This is a genomic window from Agrobacterium sp. SOY23 (assembly GCF_027212525.1).
Classification (GTDB): domain Bacteria; phylum Pseudomonadota; class Alphaproteobacteria; order Rhizobiales; family Rhizobiaceae; genus Agrobacterium; species Agrobacterium tumefaciens_I.
Genome location: NZ_JAPWDT010000001.1, coordinates 572,614 through 595,457 on the forward strand (window position 1 = coordinate 572,614; position 22,844 = coordinate 595,457).

Annotated in this window: 26 protein-coding genes and 3 tRNA genes; 17 read left to right on the forward strand and 12 right to left on the reverse strand. The window is 59.3% G+C overall.

The window, feature by feature from the left end:
• Window positions 1–8 precede the first annotated feature (8 nt).
• Window positions 9–617, reverse strand: coding sequence for a DUF922 domain-containing Zn-dependent protease (locus tag O3S81_RS02735; protein ID WP_269340789.1), 609 nt, complete (start codon window positions 615–617; stop codon window positions 9–11).
• Window positions 618–775: 158 nt separating this feature from the next.
• Entirely contained in the window at window positions 776–1,231 is a 456-nt protein-coding gene (locus O3S81_RS02740; RefSeq protein ID WP_269340790.1) for a PRC-barrel domain-containing protein, read from the reverse strand.
• Between the two features lie 164 nt (window positions 1,232–1,395).
• Between O3S81_RS02740 and O3S81_RS02745 the strand changes: the two genes are divergently transcribed.
• On the forward strand, window positions 1,396–1,821 hold the full coding sequence (locus tag O3S81_RS02745; protein WP_269340791.1) for a DUF1801 domain-containing protein: 426 nt from the start codon (window positions 1,396–1,398) through the stop codon (window positions 1,819–1,821).
• A gap of 35 nt (window positions 1,822–1,856) precedes the next feature.
• On the opposite strand, the gene O3S81_RS02750 is transcribed toward O3S81_RS02745, so the two are convergent.
• A complete protein-coding gene (locus tag O3S81_RS02750; RefSeq protein WP_269340793.1) occupies window positions 1,857–2,825 on the reverse strand; it encodes an alpha/beta hydrolase in 969 nt (322 codons plus the stop codon).
• 169 nt (window positions 2,826–2,994) lie between these two features.
• On the opposite strand from O3S81_RS02750, the gene O3S81_RS02755 reads away from it, so the two are divergent.
• Complete coding sequence (locus O3S81_RS02755) at window positions 2,995–3,591, forward strand: hypothetical protein (RefSeq protein WP_269340795.1); 597 nt, start codon at window positions 2,995–2,997, stop codon at window positions 3,589–3,591.
• 135 nt (window positions 3,592–3,726) lie between these two features.
• Here the strand turns inward: O3S81_RS02755 and uvrB are convergent, their stop codons facing one another.
• A complete protein-coding gene (uvrB, locus tag O3S81_RS02760) occupies window positions 3,727–6,705 on the reverse strand; it encodes an excinuclease ABC subunit UvrB (RefSeq protein WP_269340796.1) in 2,979 nt (992 codons plus the stop codon).
• A gap of 257 nt (window positions 6,706–6,962) precedes the next feature.
• On the opposite strand from uvrB, the gene O3S81_RS02765 reads away from it, so the two are divergent.
• Window positions 6,963–7,316: a DMT family protein gene (locus tag O3S81_RS02765; RefSeq protein ID WP_269340797.1), complete on the forward strand. Its 354-nt coding sequence runs from the start codon at window positions 6,963–6,965 to the stop codon at window positions 7,314–7,316.
• Between the two features lie 67 nt (window positions 7,317–7,383).
• On the opposite strand, the gene O3S81_RS02770 is transcribed toward O3S81_RS02765, so the two are convergent.
• The gene (locus tag O3S81_RS02770) at window positions 7,384–7,758 is read right to left on the reverse strand and encodes a winged helix-turn-helix transcriptional regulator (protein ID WP_269340798.1); all 375 of its coding nucleotides are present in this window, start codon (window positions 7,756–7,758) and stop codon (window positions 7,384–7,386) included.
• 156 nt (window positions 7,759–7,914) lie between these two features.
• Between O3S81_RS02770 and O3S81_RS02775 the strand changes: the two genes are divergently transcribed.
• A complete protein-coding gene (locus O3S81_RS02775; RefSeq protein WP_269340800.1) occupies window positions 7,915–8,526 on the forward strand; it encodes an NAD(P)-dependent oxidoreductase in 612 nt (203 codons plus the stop codon).
• Between the two features lie 12 nt (window positions 8,527–8,538).
• Window positions 8,539–9,015, forward strand: a complete 477-nt coding sequence (locus tag O3S81_RS02780; protein WP_269340801.1) for a nuclear transport factor 2 family protein — start codon at window positions 8,539–8,541, stop codon at window positions 9,013–9,015.
• Window positions 9,016–9,081: 66 nt separating this feature from the next.
• Here O3S81_RS02780 and O3S81_RS02785 read toward each other — a convergent pair whose 3' ends face one another.
• From O3S81_RS02785 to rlmB, 5 genes are all read right to left on the reverse strand, one after another.
• Entirely contained in the window at window positions 9,082–10,446 is a 1,365-nt protein-coding gene (locus O3S81_RS02785; RefSeq protein WP_269340802.1) for a PepSY-associated TM helix domain-containing protein, read from the reverse strand.
• Between the two features lie 45 nt (window positions 10,447–10,491).
• Window positions 10,492–10,896, reverse strand: coding sequence for a DUF2946 family protein (locus tag O3S81_RS02790; protein WP_269340803.1), 405 nt, complete (start codon window positions 10,894–10,896; stop codon window positions 10,492–10,494).
• Between the two features lie 69 nt (window positions 10,897–10,965).
• Window positions 10,966–11,559, reverse strand: a complete 594-nt coding sequence (locus tag O3S81_RS02795; protein WP_269340804.1) for a hypothetical protein — start codon at window positions 11,557–11,559, stop codon at window positions 10,966–10,968.
• A 5-nt stretch (window positions 11,560–11,564) separates the two neighbouring features.
• On the reverse strand, window positions 11,565–11,957 hold the full coding sequence (locus tag O3S81_RS02800) for an acyl-CoA thioesterase (protein ID WP_046798149.1): 393 nt from the start codon (window positions 11,955–11,957) through the stop codon (window positions 11,565–11,567).
• Window positions 11,958–12,033: 76 nt separating this feature from the next.
• On the reverse strand, window positions 12,034–12,921 hold the full coding sequence (gene rlmB, locus O3S81_RS02805) for a 23S rRNA (guanosine(2251)-2'-O)-methyltransferase RlmB (protein WP_269340805.1): 888 nt from the start codon (window positions 12,919–12,921) through the stop codon (window positions 12,034–12,036).
• A 209-nt stretch (window positions 12,922–13,130) separates the two neighbouring features.
• On the opposite strand from rlmB, the gene O3S81_RS02810 reads away from it, so the two are divergent.
• Window positions 13,131–13,215, forward strand: a tRNA-Tyr gene (locus tag O3S81_RS02810).
• Between the two features lie 25 nt (window positions 13,216–13,240).
• Window positions 13,241–13,314: transfer RNA gene (locus O3S81_RS02815), tRNA-Gly, on the forward strand.
• A 149-nt stretch (window positions 13,315–13,463) separates the two neighbouring features.
• On the opposite strand, the gene O3S81_RS02820 is transcribed toward O3S81_RS02815, so the two are convergent.
• The gene (locus O3S81_RS02820) at window positions 13,464–13,790 is read right to left on the reverse strand and encodes a BA14K family protein (RefSeq protein WP_269340807.1); all 327 of its coding nucleotides are present in this window, start codon (window positions 13,788–13,790) and stop codon (window positions 13,464–13,466) included.
• Between the two features lie 277 nt (window positions 13,791–14,067).
• On the opposite strand from O3S81_RS02820, the gene O3S81_RS02825 reads away from it, so the two are divergent.
• Both O3S81_RS02825 and O3S81_RS02830 read left to right on the forward strand, forming a co-directional pair.
• Window positions 14,068–14,517, forward strand: coding sequence for a hypothetical protein (locus O3S81_RS02825; RefSeq protein ID WP_269340809.1), 450 nt, complete (start codon window positions 14,068–14,070; stop codon window positions 14,515–14,517).
• Between the two features lie 605 nt (window positions 14,518–15,122).
• On the forward strand, window positions 15,123–15,452 hold the full coding sequence (locus O3S81_RS02830) for an MliC family protein (RefSeq protein ID WP_269341386.1): 330 nt from the start codon (window positions 15,123–15,125) through the stop codon (window positions 15,450–15,452).
• A gap of 472 nt (window positions 15,453–15,924) precedes the next feature.
• Here the strand turns inward: O3S81_RS02830 and O3S81_RS02835 are convergent, their stop codons facing one another.
• Complete coding sequence (locus O3S81_RS02835; protein WP_269340810.1) at window positions 15,925–16,557, reverse strand: TerC family protein; 633 nt, start codon at window positions 16,555–16,557, stop codon at window positions 15,925–15,927.
• A gap of 407 nt (window positions 16,558–16,964) precedes the next feature.
• Between O3S81_RS02835 and tuf the strand changes: the two genes are divergently transcribed.
• The 8 genes from tuf (at window position 16,965) to rplJ (ending at window position 22,818) form a co-directional block, all read left to right on the forward strand.
• Window positions 16,965–18,140, forward strand: a complete 1,176-nt coding sequence (tuf, locus tag O3S81_RS02840) for an elongation factor Tu (protein ID WP_269340811.1) — start codon at window positions 16,965–16,967, stop codon at window positions 18,138–18,140.
• 383 nt (window positions 18,141–18,523) lie between these two features.
• Window positions 18,524–19,327, forward strand: coding sequence for a glycosyltransferase (locus O3S81_RS02845; protein WP_269340812.1), 804 nt, complete (start codon window positions 18,524–18,526; stop codon window positions 19,325–19,327).
• A 308-nt stretch (window positions 19,328–19,635) separates the two neighbouring features.
• Window positions 19,636–19,711 (forward strand) — tRNA-Trp (locus tag O3S81_RS02850).
• Between the two features lie 183 nt (window positions 19,712–19,894).
• Window positions 19,895–20,095, forward strand: coding sequence for a preprotein translocase subunit SecE (secE, locus tag O3S81_RS02855; RefSeq protein ID WP_003523719.1), 201 nt, complete (start codon window positions 19,895–19,897; stop codon window positions 20,093–20,095).
• 45 nt (window positions 20,096–20,140) lie between these two features.
• Complete coding sequence (gene nusG / locus O3S81_RS02860) at window positions 20,141–20,671, forward strand: transcription termination/antitermination protein NusG (protein ID WP_003523721.1); 531 nt, start codon at window positions 20,141–20,143, stop codon at window positions 20,669–20,671.
• A 144-nt stretch (window positions 20,672–20,815) separates the two neighbouring features.
• Complete coding sequence (gene rplK / locus O3S81_RS02865; protein ID WP_003523723.1) at window positions 20,816–21,247, forward strand: 50S ribosomal protein L11; 432 nt, start codon at window positions 20,816–20,818, stop codon at window positions 21,245–21,247.
• Window positions 21,248–21,249: 2 nt separating this feature from the next.
• Window positions 21,250–21,945: a 50S ribosomal protein L1 gene (rplA, locus tag O3S81_RS02870; RefSeq protein ID WP_269340818.1), complete on the forward strand. Its 696-nt coding sequence runs from the start codon at window positions 21,250–21,252 to the stop codon at window positions 21,943–21,945.
• 354 nt (window positions 21,946–22,299) lie between these two features.
• On the forward strand, window positions 22,300–22,818 hold the full coding sequence (gene rplJ, locus O3S81_RS02875) for a 50S ribosomal protein L10 (protein ID WP_004442637.1): 519 nt from the start codon (window positions 22,300–22,302) through the stop codon (window positions 22,816–22,818).
• The last annotated feature ends 26 nt before the right edge of the window (window positions 22,819–22,844 follow it).

Here is a 22,844-nt window from a genome sequence, read left to right on the forward strand (position 1 = left end):
CCGGTCGTTCAGGGACCGTTGGCCAGCGCGAGGATGAGCTGGTGCACCCGCCCGCCGGGGGAAAGCTCGTCCCGGTCGAAATCGCGGCCGCGCTGGCGTTGCTCGTTGGAAAGCTCGCCGAGGCGCTCTTGCAGAACGGCACGCACTTTCTGGCATTTGGGATCGTTCTCCGCCCTCAGCCCGGTGCTGAAGGCTTCGATCTTCTTGACCATGTCGAGAATATGTTCGCCATGCACGCGCTCATGGGTTTCCACGCCGGAAATGAAAGTCTTCCAGCTGGCGGCGACGGCCGGCGGCAGGTTGGCCGGGGCTTTCGGCCAGGTATAGATGATGGTGAGGTTGGGCCTTGCAGTGGCCAGCACGCAGGCGCCATCCGGCTGCGGACGATAATCCCGCCGCCATGTCAGCTTGAAGGTGGTGTGGGCGATCGCCTGCACGCCGGCCGTCGGGCCACGTTCGCCGATGGACTGGTAAAGCGCGCCCCCGGAATTGCCGCTGATGGCATAGGTCTTGATCTGTTCGGCGGGTTTCCAGCCGGCGGATTGTGCTGACAGCGGAAGGGCGCTCAGCAACAGGGCGGCACTGACGGAAAGGGAAAAGAGACTATGGGCGGGCACGCATCGATCCTTGGTGGTTTGCGTGCCGAAGATAGGCGAGGGGCAGGTCGTCAGGCAAGGGGTTGCCGGGCGCGGACTGTCGGCTGTTGCATCAATAGTTCATACGAAAACCCCCGCGCCTCGGCGCGGGGGAGACAAGTGTCCGACTGCAGGAGTAATCAGTCGTCCAGCTTGTCGTAATCGAGCTTCGGCGCGGTCTGCAGCGCGTCCTTGGTGGTGTCGACATAGGCCTTCCAGGTGCCGTTGTCGTTGTGAACCGCAACGGATGCCGGGTCGAGCACCACATAACTCTTGTCGATGCCGAGGAAGCCGCCGACGCTGGCAACCAGACCGATCATCGACTTGCCGTCGCCAATCACCACATCCTCAATCTCGCCGATGTTTTCGTTCTGGGCATTGTAGATGTCCATGCCGTCAAGCTGGGAGGCGGTGAGATCGGTCTTCTGGACATTGACGAACTTCAGCGGCCCGCTGGCCTTGGTGCCCATGGTGATGCCGGGGCCGGACAAAGTGGCGTCCGCGCCGGCGGCAGGGGGCGTGGTTGCCGTCTGGGCAAAGGCCACGGAAGAGGAGAGCGCTGCCGCGGCAGCGAGAGCGATGACATTGATTTTCATGATGTTTCTTCCCTTTGCATGCTGAACGTTGCGTTCGGGGAGGAAACGGGGGAATGGGAATTTGGTTCCGCATGGGAGGACCGGAAAATTTGGTCTATGTTGAAAGCCGGAACAGAGACGCAGCAGGCCGGGAGTGGCGGCGCAGTGAAAATCGGGAGGGCATCATGGCAAAAACGCTTACGGAAAAAGACGCGGAGGAGACCGCAGCATCTGACGCCATCGATCGTAAAATCGCGGAGCTGGGCGACTGGCGCGGCGAGATGCTCGCGCGCATCCGCGCGGTGATCCTGAAGGCCGATCCGGAGGTGATTGAAGAGGTGAAATGGCGCGGCGTGCCGGTCTGGTCGCATGCCGGCATTCTCTGCACGGGGGAAACCTACAAGAGTGCCGTGAAGATGACATTTGCGAAGGGCGCTTCGCTTGAAGACCCGGCGGGCCTGTTCAATTCCAGCCTTGAGGGAAACACGCGGCGGGCAATCGATTTTCACGAGGGGGATGTGGTGGATGCGGAGGCGCTGGCGGCGCTCATCCGGGCTGCGGTGGCGTTGAACGTGGCGGGGAAAAGCGGGAAGAAGCGGACCGGAAATTAATACGTTTTATTCAGTGGCGAAAAGAGCGCCATGCCTCAGTCCCTGGCGACATCCGCGGCCTTGTCCCACTCCCCGTCGATGAATTTCAGCGCATCGATGATCGAAACCTTCCACACCGACCAGACGTGATCACCATCCGTCACCCGCAATTCTGATTTGCGTTTGTCGGCCTGCAAGGTTTCGTAAAGGGCGATGGCGCCGCGCCAGAGGAAGAAGCCATCGTCATCACCGACCGTCAGATAGGTGGCGGGCAAATCCTGGCTTTCGGCGACATGCTGGGCAACGAGGGTGAAGACGTTCTTTTCATTGAAGAGCCGTGCATCAAAAGGCGTGCCGAAAGCGCCGGAGAAATGATCGCCGGTTGAAGGCAGCACGATGCCGCTGGTGATGGTGGTGCGGTCGACCTGATGGAAAAAGGCGCTGTCCTGAATGAGTTTGAGTTCGGCGGGCGTCTTGTCGAGATCGGCGGCGGGGACGTTCTGCCAGATGGCGCCGGACAGGCTGGCGACGGCGCCATAGAGGTCCTCATGGCCATAGGCGAGATGCAGGGCGCCGAAACCGCCCATGGAAAGGCCGGCTATGGCGCGGCCTTGCCGATCCTTGCGCACCGGCAGGGTTTTTTCGATCTGGTGGCGCAGATCGCCGGTCAGCGCCGTTTCATAATCGCCGGGGCCGCCGACGGTGGCGGAATTCACATACCAGCTGTTCTCGACGCCGGGCATCACCACCACCAGCGGGCGGATGGCGCCGGCCTCAATAAGCGTATCGAGTGTCTTTTCGATATTGCCGAGATCGCGCCAGCTGTTCTGGTCGCCATCATGGCCATGCAGAAGGTAAAGCACGGGCCAGCCATTGTCCGGCGGTGCGCCATCCGGGCGGTAGATGTTGACGGGAAGCGGCGCGTTCAGGGCTGCGCTGTGGAAGGTAGCGTCTTCGATTTGCCCGGCGAGGGCAGAACCGGAGGACATAAGCAGGCAGAAGGCCATAAGGTTTTTCCGGCACATATGGGGTCTCCTGTCATCATTCCCGAAACGATCAACGTTCCTCGGAGCTACGCGTTCCGGAACCCATAATGTTGCGGCAATGCCGCTCGCGCAAGTTTGTGCGCGGTGTGGCGCTTCAACGTCGCAAACGTAATTTCATATCGCTGTGCTTTTTTCAGGTTTTAATATGATGACATTGCCATTATCGCATTTTGCCCGCCTGCCGGTTCTGCTGCTCTTCCTCTCCGGTTGCATGACCGTGCCGATTTCCAGCATTCCCAAGCTGATGCAGCAGGATTTTCTGACGATGAATTTCGAGCATGTGCGGGTCGGGTTACAGCTCCCGGCCTATCTTTCCCTGCGTTCCGGGGATGCGGTGATGATTACCCGCAGCAAGATAGATGGCGCGACAGGTGAAACCGTCGATACCTATGCGCTGGTGGCGGATACGGATGCCGCAGCCCTCACGAAGTTCCGGTCGGAAAGGCGGGAAGGAATGCTGGCGAGCGTGTGGCGGGTCAAACCCGAAGACGTCGGGAGGCTGGCGGAGTTGCAGGAGCGGGTGCGACGCTCCCGTGTCCAGGGACCGCGTATCAGGGGCAGCACCGAGATCAAGATCGTGAAAGCTTGCTTTATCGGCGCGTTTCCCGCCGGCCCGATCTATTCCTCGATCTATATGAAGCCCGCGGCAAACGAAGACTATATTCCCACATCGATTGACGCGGATCTGGTCAAGCTGTTCGGGCCGGCCGAGATCAGGTCGCTGATCACGCCATGCGAAAATTGACGGGTGCTGCCGGAGTGTCCGCATGTCCCGTGGCGCGTTTGCGGCTTCCCGCCGGCAATCCTGATAAAAACGGCGGGTAACTTAACCCGCCGGCCTGTCACGCCGACCCGTCAGGCCGGGCTTGCACGCCGGGCATCACTGCCCCGGCCGGCCCGTCTTGCCCTTCGTCCGGCCCTTACGCTTCTGCTCGCCGGCATCCTCATAGGAGCCCGCACCGATCTTGCCGCGCACCAGAGGTCTCGGGTCATCGGCCGTCCGTTCGGGCTGGCCTTCCAGCAGCGGCGAGAACCGTTTGCCGGATTCGGTTTCGGGCTTGTCGGGCAGGGCACCGCGCACGGGCTTTTCGGTTCGGCCCACCGTCATCTCGTCCAGCGTGTTCCTGCGGAACAGTGGCTTTCCGCCATCCGAGCCGGGACCCATTTCGTCGAGTGAGGGTTTGGCGAAGAGGGATTTCCCGCTTTCGTTCGCGGCGGCACTCCCCTCTGTCCTGCCGGACATCTCCCCCTCAGGGGCGGGAATCGACTCGTGGCGGGCGCTCGTTCCGCTTTTCCTGCCCTTGCCGCCACCCTCAAGCGATTTCGCCTCTTCCTTGGCCATGGGGTCATCCATGGTGGCGAGTTCGGCGGCCTTGAGACGCTTGATCTCGTCGCGCAGGCGTGCGGCTTTTTCGAAGTCTAGGTCGGCTGCGGCGTCGCGCATGGATTTTTCCAGCGCGTTGAGATGGGCCTGGAGATTGTTGCCGACCAGATGGCCGCCATCGGCGAAGCCCTTGCCGGAAACGCCGGATATATCGGCCCTTACGTGATCGCGCTCATAAACAGAATCAAGAATGTCAGAGATCTTCGCCTTGACCGATTCCGGTGTGATGCCGTGTTCGGTATTATAGGCCATCTGCTTTTCGCGGCGGCGGGAGGTTTCCTCCATCGCCCGCTTCATCGAGCCGGTGACATTGTCGGCGTAGAGTATGACCTTGCCGTCGACGTTACGGGCGGCGCGGCCGATGGTCTGGATCAGCGAGGTTTCCGAACGCAGGAAACCTTCCTTGTCGGCATCGAGGATGGCGACGAAACCGCATTCGGGAATGTCGAGACCTTCGCGCAGCAGGTTGATACCGACAAGCACGTCGAAAGCGCCAAGGCGCAGGTCGCGGATGATCTCGATGCGCTCCAGCGTGTCGATGTCCGAGTGCATGTAACGCACGCGAACGCCCTGTTCATGCAGATATTCGGTCAGGTCTTCGGCCATGCGCTTGGTCAGCACGGTGCAGAGCGTACGGTAACCCTTGGCGGCGGTTTCGCGGATCTCACCGAGAACATCGTCCACTTGGCTGCGGGCGGAGCGCACCTCCACCGGCGGATCGATGAGGCCGGTCGGGCGGATGACCTGTTCGGCGAAGACGCCGCCGGACTGTTCCATTTCCCACGATCCGGGGGTGGCCGAAACCGCCACCGTCAGCGGCCGCATCGCATCCCACTCCTCAAAGCGCAGCGGGCGGTTGTCCATGCAGGAGGGCAGGCGGAAGCCATATTCGGCCAGCGTCGCCTTGCGCCTGAAGTCACCGCGATACATGCCGCCGATCTGGCTGACGGAGACGTGGCTTTCGTCGATGAACAGCAGCGCGTTGTCAGGAATATATTCGAACAGGGTCGGCGGCGGCTCGCCGGGATTGCGGCCGGTCAAGTAACGCGAATAGTTCTCGATGCCGGCGCAGGAGCCGGTCGCTTCCAGCATCTCGATATCGTAGCGGGTACGCTGCTCCAGCCGCTGGGCTTCCAGCAGTCGTCCGGCCTTTTCCAGCTCGGCGAGACGGACTTTCAGTTCTTCCTTGATCGACTTGATCGCGCCATTCAGCGTCGGGCGCGGCGTGACATAGTGCGAATTGGCGTAAATCTTGACGGATTGCAGATCGCCGGTCTTCTGGCCGGTCAGCGGGTCGAATTCGGTGATGGAATCGATCTCGTCGCCGAACATCGAGATGCGCCAGGCGGCATCTTCAAGGTGGGCAGGGAAAATTTCGATGGTATCGCCGCGCACGCGGAACGAACCGCGCTGGAAATCCATGTCGCGGCGTTTGTATTGCTGGGCCACGAGGTCGGCCAGAAGCTGGCGCTGGTCCAGCCGATCGCCCACCTGCATCTGGAAGGTCATGGCGGTATAGGTTTCCACCGAGCCGATACCGTAGATGCAGGAGACGGAGGCGACGATGATGCAGTCATCACGCTCCAGCAGCGAGCGGGTGGCGGAGTGGCGCATCCGGTCGATCTGTTCGTTGATCGAGGATTCCTTCTCGATGAACGTGTCGGAGCGCGGCACATAGGCTTCCGGCTGGTAATAATCGTAATAGGAGACGAAATATTCCACCGCATTGTCGGGGAAGAAGTTCTTGAATTCGGAATAGAGCTGTGCGGCCAGCGTCTTGTTGGGTGCGAGGATGACGGCGGGGCGCTGCGTGGCCTCGATCACCTTGGCCATGGTGAAGGTCTTGCCCGAACCGGTAACACCGAGCAGAACCTGGCTGCGTTCGCCGGAATTGATACCCTCGACAAGATCGCTGATGGCGGTCGGCTGGTCGCCGGCTGGCTGGTAATCCGAAGCCATGCGGATGGCGACGCCGCCTTCCGATTTCGGCGGACGGGCGGGCCGGTGCGGCGTCCACATCTTGCCGTCCTTGAACAGCGGATTACCGCTCTCGATCAGCTTGGACAAGGCGTCCACGGTGGCGGTGACGGCCCCCGGCGCGAGGTTTGCGGCCTCCTCCAGCGAGACATCCAGACCAGCAACCGGATTGAGGCCGGCCGCCGCGCGGGTCTTCGGATCGCTCGATCCGCCGATGGAAACGCCGCGCGCTGTCTTGGACACGGTGGTGTTCTTGGCCGTTTTGGTGGCGGCCTTCTCCGTTTCCTTGCGCGTCTCGATCTCGATCTTCTTGCGGTGCTTGCCCGCCTTGGAAGCGATTTCGCGCTGGGTTTCGACGGAGGATGCCTCCGCCTCAGCCTCAAGCTGCTTCACCCAGTCGGCAACGCTGCCGCTCAGCGGTGCGCCTTCGAATGACGATTGCGGGGCTTCCTCGAAGCCCGAGGGCGAGGAGGTGGAGTTTTTCGGTGATCTGGCCATGCGCGAAATATGGAGGGAGTCACGCGCAAAGGGAAGGGGAGGCGGTGAAAAAATGAGTACAAAAAGGAAACGAAGCGCGGGGAACAAAATTCGGCCGGATGCGTTGCGTAGCGGCTGAAGCGAGCTTTACGGAAACCCTTCAAAAATCCATTCCGGTTTTTGTTGCGATACGCTAGAGCAATCCCCACGGGCAGAATGATGGTTGCGTTTTCAAACTGCCTTTTAATGACCTCCCTTCTTATTTTTCAGGAACCATCATGCCGTTCTCGATCAGTCCCGCCCACATCTGGCCTGTCCTGATGCTTATTGTCTCCAATGTTTTCATGACCTTTGCCTGGTACGGCCATCTCAAGCACAAGGGCAGCGCGCTCTTCCTGGCGATCGTTGCGAGCTGGGGTATCGCCTTCTTCGAATATGTGCTCGCCGTGCCGGCGAACCGTATGGGATCGGAAGTTTATTCCACGGCACAGCTCAAGACCATTCAGGAAGTCATCACGCTCGCGGTCTTCGCGCTGTTCTCGATCTTCTGGCTGAAGGAAAGCATCACCATCAACCATGTGATCGGTTTCGCGCTGATCGCTTTCGGCGCTTCCTTCATTTTCCGGTCCTGAACCCGCATTCTCCAGCCGTGGCGGAGCGTTCCGCCGCGGCTGGCGCATTTCATTTTATGACGAGGTTCTAGGCGTTGGCGACGTAGTCCAGCCGCGCCTTGCAGATGCGGACATGGTTCTCATCGGCCCATTGCACCAGCAATTGCATGGGCACCAGAAACGAGCGGCCGAGATTGGTCAGCTCATATTCCACGCGCGGGGGCACCTCCGCATAGAGCGTGCGGCGGATGAAGCCATCCTCCTCCAGCCGTTTCAGCGTGCGTGACAGCATCTGCTTGGAAATATCGTCGATCCTGCGGTTCAACTCGTTAAAGCGAAGCACGCCACCCTGCAGGGCTTCGAGTACCAAGAGGCTCCATTGATCGCCGATGCGGTCCAGCACATCGCGGATGGGGCAGGGCTGGTCGAAGGCGAATATTTCTTTCGTTTGCATATCCGGCATTTTTCTTACCCCTTGCCTGTTTTTACCCTTGCAGGTCATCGCCATGTGACCAGATCAGCCGCCGCTGACTTCTTGCGGTTATGGTTGCGATACCATAGCTCTTCCTCGCGGTCTATTATTTAGACCAATGAAGGTATCAATAAGAGGAAAGAAGCCATGGCTAACATCGCGCTCATCGGCGCTTCCGGCAATGCCGGGTCCCGTATTCTCAAGGAACTCTCCGATCGTGGGCGTCAGGTGACCGCGATTGCCCGCAATCCCGAAAAGATCGCCAAGCTGCCGAATGTGGTGGCAAAAAAGGGCGATGTCTTCGATCAGGCGGGGCTTGCGGACCTGCTGAAGGGTCACGATGCCGTGATCAGCTCGGTTCACTTCACCGCCAGCGATCCGGTGACGCTGATCGAGGCCGTGCGCGCCTCCGGCGTTCAGCGTTATCTCGTGGTCGGCGGCGCCGGCAGCCTTGAAATCGCACCGGGCCAGCGTGTGGTCGATCTGCCGAATTTCCCCGCTGCCTACAAGGAAGAAGCGACCAAGGGCGCAGCGTTTCTGGATCTGCTGAAACAGGAAAAGCAGCTCGACTGGACCTTCCTGTCGCCTTCGGCCGAATTCGTGCCGGGCGAAAGAACCGGTAAATTCCGGATCGGCAAGGACAACCTTCTGAGCAACGACCAGGGCAGCCGTATTTCTTTCGAGGATTACGCCATCGCGCTTGCCGATGAAATCGAGAAGCCGCAACATTCCCGCCAGCGTTTTACCGTCGGTTATTGAGAGGTATCACCCATGAATTTCGTAACACGCCGTCTCGCCATCGCCACGCTTGCGCTCGCACCCGCGCTGATGGCCGCCCCCGTTCTGGCGCAAACCGCCAAACGTGATCTGGCGCAGGAAGAAGCCAACCGCAAGCTGGTGATCGAGTTTTACGACACCGTCTTCAACAAGCATGAGGTGGAGAAGGGCGCGGCCGTCATCGTCGACAGCTACAAGCAGCACAATCCCATGGTGCCCGATGGCAAGAAGCCCTTCGTGGATTATTTCACTGGCCACTTCAAGGAAAACCCGCAGTCGAAGGCACGGATCGTTCGCAGCGCGACCGATGGCGATCTCGTTTATCTGCATATTCACTCGACGGAAAAAGACGGTGATCGCGGCACCGCCATCGTCGATATTTTCCGCGTCACCGATGGCAAGATCACCGAGCACTGGGACGTGATCCAGCCCGTGCCGGAAAAGGCTGCGAACAATAATACGATGTTCTGAGCAGCCTCCCATCGCAACGCCGATAGCCAGTGTGACAGCCGGGATTTTTCCCGGCTGTTTGCATTTTCAAAGGGCTCGTCGTTTGTGACGGGACTGTATGACCAGATCCAGCACGAGCATTGCCAAAAGGCTCGCACCCACCAGCGGGAAAATGATGCCGCCGATGGCGAGCATGGCGAGCAGACCGCGCAGGACGCGTTTTTCCTGCGGCAGGGGTGGCACGCCGAGCGACCCCTTGGGGCGGCGTTTCCACCACATGATGCCGGCGGACACGGCAAGCAGGACGATGCCGATACAGACCGCAAGGAGTACGATCTGGTTGGCGAGGCCATATTGCTGGCCGAGATGCACGTTGATGCCCCATTCCAGCGCCCTGCCGAGCGGGCCGTAATCGGCGTAGCTCATGTCGATCAGCGGCTCGCCGCTATATTGATCGAGATGAACGACACGCTGCTGCGCGAGATCGTCGGGATAAACCGAGCCGCTATAAACACCGGTCGATTTCCCCGGCAGGGCAACGGCGTAACCGGCGGCAAGGCGGAGCGTGTCGAAACGCGCGATCGCGGCATCAATGCCGATCGGCCGGGTTTCGGTGGAGGCGGTGGATTCGGGGATTTTTGCCTGTTCCAGCGACCAGCTGGTCTTGGCGACGTGGTCGAGATGCTCACCGGACATCGGAACATCGGTGCGCAGGCCGGCCGGATATCCGAAATTGCTGCCATTTGCCCATTCATTGACCTTCGCGCCCCAGACGCCCGACCAGGGCATACCGGTGATCGCAAGGAAGACGATGAAAAAGCCCACAAAAATGCCGGTGACGGCATGGGTATCGCGCCAGAACACGCGTTTCTTCGGCGTGCCGCGCACGGTGATGACACCGCCCGTCTGCTTGCGCGGCCACCAGAGATAAATGCCGGTGGCGACGAGAAGGATGGACCAGCCCGCGGCGATCTCGATCAGATAACGGGCATAGGTGCCGAAATATTTCAGGCTGTGGAGATAGCGGATCGTCCACATGACGGTGCCGCGATCCGGCAGGGAGCCGGCAACCTCAGCCGTATAGGGATTAACGTAAACGGCGCGCTTTCCTTCTACCGTATTGACGGTGATTTCCGTGGAAGCACCCGGATCGGCGGGTGTCGTATATTTGACGGCGGTACCCGGTACGGCCGCCAGCGCCGCAGAGATGATTTCCGAAGGAAGCGCTTTCGGCGCGTTCTGCGCCACCTCCACCCGTTTCAGATCGGAATGGATGAGATTGTCGAATTCATCCCGGAAGAGATAAAGCGCGCCGGTGACGGCAAGCGATATCATGAAGGGCAGGACGAGGAGGCCAGCGTAAAAATGCCAGCGCCAAACGGCGCGATAAAGATTGATGGACGAGGACTGCGCAGGCGCGCGCTCGTCCTCGAAAGAGGTCGTGACGGACATGAATGTCTCCGCAAAAGGGTTGATTTCCGGCGGGCCGGGAAGGTTTCAAGCGTGCGGAGAAGCGGGTGGTGCGCGCGGGCGCGATTCCAGATTGGGCGGCGATGGCGGTGACGCGGCATCGAAGTTCACAAAGGCGACTTCGCCACTTTGGATGATCCGGTCCGCTCGCTCGACAGGCGTAATCGGAAGAGTAGCGATTGTGGCCGATGCCAGTCGGCAGAGCGTGCCGCAGCAGTCGGCGGCGATCTTGCCCGCCGGGTCCTGCTTGCCTGCGCCGCCATCAGGCATATGGGTGGAGCAGATGACCTCATCCGCCGCCAGCGCGGCCATTGCCATATTGCCGCTGGTCAGGCCATTGGCGAGACCCTGCAACAGGAAAAGCAGGATCGCCAGCGTGGCGATGGCGCCCGCCGAACTCCTGTCCTGCATGATCCTGCGAATGAATCCCATGCAATCGCAATGTCATATTCGCGGCGAAATGTCACCGCGACACAATGACGGTAGACGGTCGGGTGTTCTTCAGGCCAACAGGTCGTAGGTGCGGAAAATCCAGGCGATCTGGTAGACCAGCGCGAAGATCACGAGAAATCGATGAAAACGGCGATTGTCGATGAAGACCGCCAGCGTGAAGAGAACGACGTAAATGGCGGTGCGGATGAGATATTCCGGGCCGAGCGAGGCGAGGTAATCCTGCCCTTTCAGCAGGGTGTCGCCGACATCCGTGACGAAAAGCGCGGCCAGAAAGGCGAAGAACCAGCTTTTGCGGGAAAAGAAATAATCCTCATATCCCTTATATTCCTTCATCTCCGTGGGAAACAACAGCACGCAGAGGAAATAGAACAGCGAGCAGAACAGGATGAGGAAAAGGAAGGCACCGAAATCCAGCACATGACCGGTGGCGGAAAGCCGGTGCTCCCACCACCAGAAATGCACCAGCATCAGAAACAGGAACGCCACCCAGCCGAGATGCAGCGGATAGATGCGCTCCTTCTTCGGGTGCTGCACGAAGCCGGCAAGGCCGGTCAGCAGGCGCGCGAGGCTGAGGCCGACCACCATGCCCATGACCGCGCGGATGTGCGAATAGGCTTCTGCGGCGTTGACGGCGGCCTCCATCGTGTTCACTCCGCCGGAGGAATGGGCGTCGGCTGCCCGTTCTCGTCCATCGCCACCATGATGAATGTGCCGGCAGTGACCTTTTCCAGCTTGTCGAAACGCGACCGTTGCGCCCAGGCTTCTACCGTCAATGTGATCGAGGTACGGCCGACGCGGGCGATATCGGTATAGATGGACAGCGTGTCGCCGATCTTCACCGGCAGTTCGAAGGCCATTTCCTTGACCGCCGCCGTGACGACGCGACAGCGGGAGCGTTCGGCAGCGCGGATGCCGCTTGCCAAGTCCATCTGTGACATGACCCAGCCGCCGAAAATATCACCGGCCGGATTGGCGTCGGCCGGCATGGCGAGCGTCCTGAGCGTCAGCTCGCCCGTCGGTTTGATGGTCTGCTCGGTCATGTTGAGATGTGCTCCATGCGAATGACAAAGGCGCAGCATGCGATGCGCTTTGCGATTTCGCAAGGAAAGGAAAGCCTCAGGACGAGGCTTTGCCCAGAAATTGCTGCGTTGCGTAAAGGGCGATGGCCGCCGCATTCGAAACGTTGAGCGATTTGATCTCGCCCGGCATGTCGAGGCGGGCGAGTGCCGAGACCGTTTCGCGGGTCTTCTGGCGCAGCCCCTTGCCTTCGGCGCCCAGCACCAGCGCGATCTTGTCGCCGCTGAAGGTCTGTTCGATGGGGGCGGGGCCTTCCGAATCCAGGCCGACGGAGAAGAAGCCGAGCTTGTGCAGTTCGCCTAGCGCATCGGCGAGATTGGTGATCTGTATATAAGGAATGAGTTCCAGCGCGCCGGAGGCGGATTTCGCCAGTACGCCGGACTCCGTCGGGCTGTGGCGCATGGTGGTGATGACCGCGCCGGCGTTGAAGGCGACGGCCGAGCGCATAATAGCGCCGACATTGTGTGGATCGGTGACCTGATCGAGCACCAGGATGAGCGGGCTGTCCTTCAGCGCGCCGAGCCGCTTGACCGGCAGCGGTTTCGTTTCCAGCATCACGCCCTGGTGGATGGCCTCGGGGCCGAGTACCCGGTCGATATCCTGCGGGGAAACCATCTCGACCGGGAAGGGCTGGGCATCCGCCTCGCCAATATCCAGACGCGCAAAGGCGTTCTGGGTGACGGAGAGCTTGACGATCTGCCGTTCGGGATTGGCGAGTGCCGCGCGCACGGTATGCAGGCCGTAAAGATGCACCTGATCGGGCGCAAGCTGCGGCGGCTTCCAGTCGTCAGCGCCACGGTTGCGGCGTTTCGGCTGCGGCGGTGTCGGAATTTCACCGCGCTCGCGCTTGGCATCGCGCACGGCACGGCGCAGGGTGGCGTAATGCGTGTCGCGGGTGGATTTGTTCTTGGGATCGTCTTTGCTCATGGCGCCTTATATCTCCGGCAAGAGCCGCGCACCAGCCCCCGCGATAATCCACAGGGCCGCAAAGGGGTTTGAATTTTTTCCCGAAAATTCGTGAAAGGGCGTGTTGACAGAAACGAACGAGGCCGTCATATACGCGCCACAGACGACGCAACGGCGCTTCGCCGCAGCGAAATCTGAAGAGCTTGGTCGCTCGATCCTAGCAGAAAGCTGGAGGGATGCCCGAGTGGTTAAAGGGGACGGACTGTAAATCCGTTGGCTACGCCTACGTTGGTTCAAATCCAACTCCCTCCACCATTCTGCACGGATCGAAATCACCACCGCGGGTATAGCTCAATGGTAGAGCAGCAGCCTTCCAAGCTGAATACGCGGGTTCGATTCCCGCTACCCGCTCCAGCAATCTCCCAATAAAATCAATGGTATCTGCTTAGCGCCTATCTTTTAGCCCCCTGGCTCGATGGCGAGTTGTGTCCGCCTTCCGAGTTTTAGCGGTCGTGCGAAGGCCTTCTGGCCTGCCTGAATGTTCCTGACTGCGTTAGGCAGCATCAATAGGGAGAACGGCACTGGGTGCGCGTGCCTGCCGGCGCGATATAACTGTTATCGGTCGGATGATAGGAAGCGTAACGCGCTGCGCACCACTTTACATGATTTATTTCGGCCTGCGACAGGGCGTATCCGCCGGACGTGGCTTCTTCGCCGGTTCCGGCGGCGAAGGCGGATGCGGGGTAGCTGCGTCCGTTGGAATTCTGCGCCTGTTCCTGCGGCGCATAAGCCGGTTGTATGAGGCTCAGCGCATGGGCGGGCACGACGGAAGCGGCAGATAAGGCGACGCCAAGAGCGAGCGCGCAGATGGTCTTCGGCATCCTCAACATCGGGAAATCCTCGTTATTCGTTCGGGACGTTAACGAAAATTCAGGACATTCGTTCCGGTGGAGGATTGACGCCAAACGCAGACGTGATTCTTGGGGCCGCAACTGATCCATGCATGACGGCCTGCCGGCCCGATGCCACTTTCGCCGGGAAAATGTCGTGAGCGATGAGCCGCTTATTGCCGTTTAACGGGACTTTTCGTCCTTATTGCACTGCTCGTTGACAAGCGGAAAATCCGGTCGGATAGTCGGCCCGCAATCATGCAAACGGGAGTCTTCAATGATTAACAGGGTTGTCATTCTCTCATCCTTTGCGCTGCTGGCATCGGCGGCGTTTGTCTCCCCCGCAGCCGCACTCACCATGAAGGAGTGCAGCGTGAAGTATCAGGCGGCGAAAGCCGACGGGTCTGCCAAGGATATTAAGTGGAACGACTATCGCGCCAAGTTCTGCGGCAGCGAGGCGGCCGCTGAAGATGCCGCCGACGACAAGCAGGTCGCGGCCACCAGCGAAAAAGAACCCGCAAAAGCAACGATCAAAGCTCCGAAGGGCGTCGCTTTTCCGAGTGCTGTCGATAAGAAATATTCAAGCGAGACGCCCGGAAAGGCCCGCCTGAAGACCTGCGTCGACGCCTACCACAAGAACAAGAATGACGGCACGCTCGGTGATCTGAAGTGGATCCAGAAGGGCGGCGGTTATTGGAGCCTGTGCAACACGGCCCTGAAGAGCTGAGACCGGCAGGGCCGTCGGTTGATTGCCGCTTGCCCGACATTGGGGCGTTATCCGAATAACATCGGATAACGCCCGTGCCGATTCGTCTGGCAGCTATGCGGCCAGGGTGCTTTGCCGCCAACGCAAGGTATGAGCGGACCGGTTCTTCAAGCGGAACTGCCCTGTTTGGGTGAAGGGCCGGCCCTTTGACGGGGCGGTGTCGCGTGCCATGGGCAACCCCGTTTTCGGGCGGGTAAAATCTGTGAATGGTTTATGATTCAGTCTCTTGCTAGAAACGGCTGATCATGCGGTTTGATCCGCATCCAGCAATTTAACGGCTTACCGCTCCTGTGCTGCGGTCGGCCGCAATGTGGGCGGATGACCAGACGATTTAGAAATTATCTCGCTGTGCTGGCCATATCATTGTTGATGTGGACGGTCATTCTTGGCGTCGTTTATTGGCTGTTTCGCTAGGGCCTTTCCCTGTTAGGCGAATCGTAAGAGTGAGCTGACTCCCTGTTTTATTGCGTCTCCGGACGAAAAATCGGGCTCCGCCTTTCCTGAAAATGCCCGGTTTTTTTGCGGCTTGCCGGTCAAAATGAAAGTGCTGTGCTGCGCCTGTCGCGATAAAGACGACATGCTTCCGCGCCCTTGCGGAGGATCTGGTGATTCCGCTGCCGAACGATACGACTGTCGAAAAGGTGGAGAACGTCTATCAATGCGGCGCCGACAGGGTGGAGGCCGTTTATTTCAATGCCGGCGATGTCAGCCTCGTGCGGCTGGGGCTGAAGGATGGCGTTACCGTTGCCGCGAACGTCATTTCAGGGTCGGGCGCCAAATATCAGGGCGGTGTTTATGTCTGGTGGTCGAAGGGTGATGAAGCGGATCTCTATGACTTGATGGCGGATCCGGAGATGAAACAGCCGGTTCATTGTGTCGAGGCCGGGAAATCCTGATCGCCGGTGATTCCTCCCGAAGGAGCGGCGGCAGGGCGGTGTGGGAAACCTTGCCATGCCGCCGGTCAGCGTTGGATTGCGCGCGTGGCGCGTTCAGCCAAGAACGAGCGACGCAAGAAGCGCCAGCAGGATGAGAGAGCTGGCGACGACGCCAAATTTCATCCGGCGAAGGCGGCGGGTGCGACCGCCACTCCAGTCATAAGCCATTGGCAGCTTTACCTTTCTTTTTATTATTATGACTTATTGCCTAGCTCCCTAGGCTTGCCCGTGGCTGACCTCAATTGCCAGAAACCATAGGCGAAAAATCACGATTTCCCTGTCTTCTCCAGATGTTGCAGCGAGGATGGCGATTGATTCTCGTTCTCTGCCAGCGGCGGGGGCAGGCGCTGCGGGCGAGGCGGCCGGATGATACGAAAAAGGCCCGGAAGCGGGCGTTTCCGGGCCTTCTGAAGAAACATTGCTGCCGGTGATCTTAGCCGAGGTAGGCCTGGATATGGGGCAGAACTTCGAGCGTGCCGTGATACAGCATGTTGAGCGCCACATAGATGATGACCATCAGGCCGAGATAGGAAATCCAGCGATAGCGGTGCAGCAGCTTGGCGACGAAGTTGGCGGCGAGGCCCATGAGGGCGATCGAAACGACGAGGCCGATGATCAGCACCGTCACATGTTCCTGCGCGGCGCCGGCGACGGCAAGCACGTTATCCAGCGACATGGAGACGTCGGCGATGACGATCTGGGTTGCGGCCTGGAAGAAGGTCTTGTGACCCTTGGTCAGATCGGCCTCTTCGTCCGTCACCTCGTCTTCGATGGAGCCTGCGGCCTCGCGCAGTTCGGTCCACATCTTCCAGCACACCCAGGCGAGCAGCAGACCGCCGAACAGTTGCAGGCCGACGATGGCGAGAAGCTGCACGGTGACGGCGGCAAAACCGATGCGCAGCACCGTTGCGGCGATGATGCCGACCAGGATCGCCTGGCGGCGCAGATGGGCGGGAAGACCGGCGGCGGCAAGGCCGATGACGATGGCATTGTCGCCCGCCAGAACGAGATCGATCGCTATGACCTGTAAGAATGCCGTGAAACCGGCGGCTGTAAAGATTTCCATGGAATGGTCCTGAAACGGATAGAAAGATAGCGCGGGGAAAGCGGCGGAGCGGGATATGTTGGTTGGGACGGCGCGACCGCGCCTCGTTCCACTCGCCCGTCTCCCCCCGGCGATGGAATGTCCTTAAGCCATCATGCCGGTGCAGGTAAAGAAGTTGTGATGGAAATATCTTGATTAGTGATCGGAAATGGTGGGAGGAGGTCCTCTCCGGACCTGCGTCGACTTTGCCATTCGGAGGGTTTAAATGTCGAAAACCATACACCATATACGCGGCTCAGGGCACGCTTTGGACGCGCGCGCAGGCGGTTTCACAATTAAGTCTTGCGCATTCGCTTACAAAGCCTTAAACGGCGACACCAAACCGGTTCGCCGGGGAAACTACTTCACGTTCACAGGAAGCAATTCACATGGCAAAGAGCAAGTTTGAGCGGACGAAGCCGCACGTCAACATTGGCACGATCGGTCACGTTGACCATGGCAAGACGTCGCTGACGGCAGCAATCACGAAGTTCTTCGGCGAGTTCAAGGCGTATGACCAAATCGACGCTGCTCCGGAAGAAAAGGCTCGTGGTATCACGATTTCGACGGCGCACGTTGAGTATGAGACGCCGAACCGTCACTACGCTCACGTTGACTGCCCCGGCCACGCCGACTACGTGAAGAACATGATCACCGGTGCTGCGCAGATGGACGGCGCGATCCTGGTTTGCTCGGCTGCCGACGGCCCGATGCCGCAGACCCGCGAGCACATCCTGCTTGCCCGTCAGGTTGGCGTTCCGGCGATCGTCGTGTTCCTCAACAAGGTCGACCAGGTTGACGACGCCGAGCTTCTCGAGCTCGTTGAGCTTGAAGTTCGCGAACTTCTGTCGTCCTACGACTTCCCGGGCGACGATATCCCGATCATCAAGGGTTCGGCACTTGCTGCTCTTGAAGATTCCGACAAGAAGATCGGTGAAGACGCGATCCGCGAGCTGATGGCTGCGGTTGACGCCTACATCCCGACGCCTGAGCGTCCGATCGACCAGCCGTTCCTGATGCCGATCGAAGACGTGTTCTCGATCTCCGGCCGTGGTACGGTTGTGACGGGTCGCGTTGAGCGCGGTATCGTCAAGGTTGGTGAAGAAGTCGAAATCGTCGGCATCCGTCCGACCTCGAAGACGACTGTTACCGGCGTTGAAATGTTCCGCAAGCTGCTCGACCAGGGCCAGGCCGGCGACAACATCGGTGCTCTCGTTCGCGGCGTTACCCGTGACGGCGTTGAGCGTGGTCAGATCCTGTGCAAGCCGGGTTCGGTCAAGCCGCACAAGAAGTTCATGGCAGAAGCCTACATCCTGACGAAGGAAGAAGGCGGCCGTCATACGCCGTTCTTCACGAACTACCGTCCGCAGTTCTACTTCCGTACGACGGACGTGACCGGTATCGTTTCGCTTCCGGAAGGCACGGAAATGGTTATGCCTGGCGACAACGTCACGGTTGAAGTCGAGCTGATCGTTCCGATCGCGATGGAAGAAAAGCTGCGCTTCGCTATCCGCGAAGGCGGCCGTACCGTCGGCGCAGGCATCGTTGCTTCGATCGTCGAGTAATATTCGATTGTGGTCGTCGTCGAATGTTCATTCGGCGATGACTTGACTGAATATCGTAAATTCAAAAGCGGCGGTGTCATCGGCACCGCCGCTTTTGTTTGTTGAAAATGATCCCGTCGGCGGCAGGTCGCTTGAAACAGGACGAAGAATTTCCTAGCTTCACCCCGGATAAAAGCAGCCTGTTATTGGTCTCATCTGATGTGTTGCGGTGTTTCCAGGCGCTGTTTCTATTGAGATCATAGTCCGGCTACTGAAAAGGTCTTTCCGGGACTGTTCGTCTGTCCGGCAGCGCATCCATGAGGGGTGTCGCGCGGGACGTCTGGACGACATGAAACCGGTCGCCCGATCCCATTATTCGTGATTTTCCGTCTGAGACCGTTTCCATGTCCGATTTAACTGTTGTGCTGACGAGTTGCCGCCGTCCCGATCTTCTTGCCGGGACTCTCGATAGCTTTTTTTCGACGAATGACTATCCCCTGCACGAGTTCATCATCATAGAGGACTCGGACGACGTATCCGTTCTGGAGGTGGCGAAGCGCTATCCCGACCAGCCGATCCGGGTCATTCTCAACGGCGTCAATATGGGGCAGCACCGGTCGATCGACAGGGCCTATTCGGAAGTCACGACGCCCTATATTCTGCATCTGGAAGATGACTGGGCCTTTCCCGTCACCGGTGTCGTGCGCAGGGGTGTCGAGATATTGAAACGCGACCCGGTGGTTAAGCTCGTTCAGCTGCGGACGGATGCCGACATGCCGGGCAACATTCGAAACATGGCCCGGGCGCCCGGCGATATCGGATACTGGCGTATACCGCCGACGGCGCACCGCGTCTGGCACAGCTTCACCTTCAATCCCACGGTGAAACGACTGGCGGATTACCGCGAATTGCCTCAGGGTTATGCCGGTTTCCGCACAGAGGCCGAGATCAGCCTGTACTACAAGGATCGCGGCGCGGTCATGGCTTGGCTTGCCGGCACGGACGTCAAGCATTCCGGCTTCGGGCGCAGCAATTATGGTTCCAAGTCGGGGCCGGGCTTTGGCGGGGTGCTCAAGAAGGTGAACCGCTTCTTCTCAATCGCGACGATTCAGAAATGGAAGCGTTCGGCATCCCGTCGCGTCGCGCATTTCAAGCGCAAATATCGCGAGCAGCAGGCGGCAAAAAAGACGCTCGACACCCGAAAATAGCGGTTAACCGTTCCGGTATGTGCCGGGTTTATCGACAGGGTGGGAAACGCCGGTCGCCCCGCACTGGTCCCGTGGGCGCTCGGGGAGGGCGTGCCGGCTTTTGGCCGGAAAATGCGTAAAAACCAAAGCTGTGGAGCGTGTCCGGCGATTCCGCCCGGATCGCCGAGGGTCTCGTGAAAATCCCGGAAGAGGGGTGTCGCATATTCTTCAGATGCTGCGTAAAAAAGCGCTTGCCATTCTTTTCCCTGCACCTTAAAGGAGCCCATACCGAATTGGCCAAGCGATTTCGCGGCCGATTCAGGTGACTAAGGGGTATAGCTCAGTTGGTAGAGCGGCGGTCTCCAAAACCGCAGGTCGGGGGTTCGAGCCCCTCTGCCCCTGCCACTTTCCATTCGCAAGCGCGGTTTTCGCTGCATGGCAGATGGGGCCGGTTTTCCGGCGAATTTCGCCGAATGTCGATTTCCTCTTGTTAAAAGTGGAATCGGCGTTTATGTAGGGTCAAAACAGACACGCGGTGCGTGGGGCTGATTAGTTCGGCTTTACGCGCCGTAATTGCGTGGGCAGTCAATGGCATCCAAAACCAATCCGTTTACGTTTCTGCAGCAGGTTCGCGCCGAAGCGTCAAAGATCACTTGGCCGTCGCGCCGCGAGACCATGATTTCGACGGCTATGGTGCTGGTGATGGTCATTTTTGCGGCTCTGTTCTTCTTTGCTGCGGACCAGCTCATCGGCTGGCTGCTCAGCCTGGTGCTGAACGTAGGCCGGTAACGGCACGGTCAAAGGCCCGGTAGAAGGATCGAACGGAGAATAAAAATGGCAGCGCGCTGGTACATCGTTCACGCATATTCGAATTTCGAAAAGAAGGTCGCCGAGTCGATCGAGGAAAAGGCCCGTCAGAAGGGTCTTGATCATCTTTTCGAGAAAATCCTCGTGCCGACCGAAAAGGTGGTCGAGGTGCGTCGCGGCCGCAAGGTCGATAGCGAGCGCAAGTTCTTTCCGGGTTACGTGCTTGTGCGCGCCAACCTGACGGATGAGGCCTATCACCTCATCAAGAACACGCCGAAGGTCACCGGTTTCCTCGGTTCGGACAGCAAGCCTGTTCCGATTCCCGATTACGAAGCCGAGCGCATCCTCGGTCAGGTTCAGGAAGGTGTCGAGCGTCCGAAGTCTTCGGTTTCGTTCGAGATCGGCGAGCAGGTTCGCGTTTCCGACGGTCCGTTCGCGTCGTTCAACGGCGTGGTTCAGGATGTCGACGAAGAGCGTTCGCGCCTGAAGGTGGAAGTTTCGATTTTCGGCCGCGCTACGCCGGTCGAGCTGGAATACAATCAGGTCGAGAAGGTCTGATTGGCGGGGTAAAGCCCCAAGCGCGTGGAAGGCAAACTGGCTCTTTAAGCCGGGGCAGGGCGCCGCACCACGCAACCGCAGCCGCCGGAGCGATCCGGCTTAAGAGAAGCCGGGTAACCGGTTTGAATTGAAAGGCAGAGAGATATGGCTAAGAAAGTTGCAGGCCAGCTCAAGTTGCAGGTAAAGGCCGGGGCGGCCAATCCGTCCCCGCCGATCGGTCCGGCACTTGGTCAGCGTGGCATTAACATCATGGAATTCTGCAAGGCGTTCAATGCCGCCACGCAGGAAATGGAAAAGGGTATGCCGATCCCGGTCGTCATCACCTATTACCAGGACAAGTCCTTCACCTTCGTCATGAAGCAGCCGCCGATGACCTACTGGCTGAAGAAGGAAGCTAAGATCACCTCCGGTTCCAAGACGCCTGGCAAGGGCGCCAAGGTCGGCTCCATCACCAAGGCTCAGGTCAAGACGATCGCTGAAGCCAAGATGAAGGATCTGAACGCAGCCGACATCGAAGGCGCAATGGCAATGGTCGAGGGCTCTGCCCGCGCCATGGGCCTGGAAGTGGTAGGTTGATCATGGCCAAGGTAGCAAAGCGCATTCAGAAGATCCGCGAAGGCGTGGATCCCAACAAGCTTTACGTTCTCACCGACGCCATCTCGATGGTCAAGGAACGTGCTGTCGCCAAGTTCGACGAAACCGTTGAAGTTTCGATGAACCTCGGCGTTGACCCGCGCCATGCGGACCAGATGGTTCGCGGCGTCGTCAACCTGCCGAACGGCACCGGCCGTGACGTTCGCGTTGCCGTTTTCGCCCGCGGCGTCAAGGCTGATGAAGCCACGGCTGCTGGCGCTGACATTGTTGGCGCTGAAGAACTGGTTGAAATCGTTCAGGGCGGCAAGATCGACTTCGATCGTTGCATCGCGACCCCGGACATGATGCCGCTCGTCGGCCGTCTCGGCAAGGTACTCGGCCCGCGTGGCATGATGCCGAACCCGAAGGTCGGTACGGTGACGATGGATGTTGCCGGCGCCGTCAAGGCGTCCAAGGGCGGCGCTGTCGAGTTCCGCGTCGAAAAGGCCGGTATCGTACATGCTGGCGTTGGTAAGGCTTCGTTCGACGCCAAGGCTCTTGAAGAAAACATCAAGGCTTTCGCCGATGCCGTCATCAAGGCAAAGCCGACTGGTGCCAAGGGCAACTACGTCAAGCGCGTCGCGATTTCCTCGACCATGGGTCCGGGCGTCAAGATCGACCCTTCGTCGGTCACCGCTTAATCAATTCTCGCGCTTCGTCATGAGGCGTGAATAAAAGAATTTCCGGCTCCCAGGGAGCCGGAGATTTCCGGGGAAACCCGGAACTCCTGTCCGAGATTGCGGGTGGCCTTGTCTTTCGGGATTTGGCCTTAATCATTTAGCCTGCATGAGACGGGTGAGGCTGGATTTGAGGCATCTGTCGATGCCTGACTGTCCGGTTCGAACCTGGTGTGCCTGTGCCTGAAGCCGTTTGCGGCGACAGAGCGGGGGACAGGATCCTCGAGCGTCGCTCGGGATCTTTGTAAAAAGGTCCCTTGGGGCAAAGGCAAACCCGACGGGTTCACATGTTGTGTTCCCGTCTACTGGAGACAGACAGTGGAAAGAGCGGAAAAACGCGAATTCGTCACGGAGCTGAACGAAGTCTTCAAGGCTTCCGGTTCGGTTGTCGTGGCCCACTATGCTGGTGTCACCGTTGCGCAGATGAACGACTTCCGTTCGAAGATGCGCGCTGCCGGAGGCACCGTCAAGGTCGCGAAGAACCGCCTGGCCAAGATCGCTCTTCAGGGTACGGAGTCGGAAGGGATGACAAATCTCTTCAAGGGACAGACGCTGATTGCATACAGCACTGACCCGATGATCGCTCCGAAAGTCGTCATGGATTTCGCCAAGACCAACGACAAGGTCGTTGTTCTCGGTGGTGCCATGGGCGCAACCACGCTCAACGCCGAAGCAGTTAAGTCGCTTGCGACCCTGCCTTCGCTGGACGAGCTGCGCGCAAAGCTGCTGGGCCTTCTCAATGCCCCGGCAACTCGCGTCGCTACGGTTGTCGCAGCACCTGCAAGCCAGCTGGCACGGGTGTTCTCGGCTTACGCCAAGAAGGACGAAGCCGCTTAAGGCGGTTTTTCGCTGTAAATATTCAA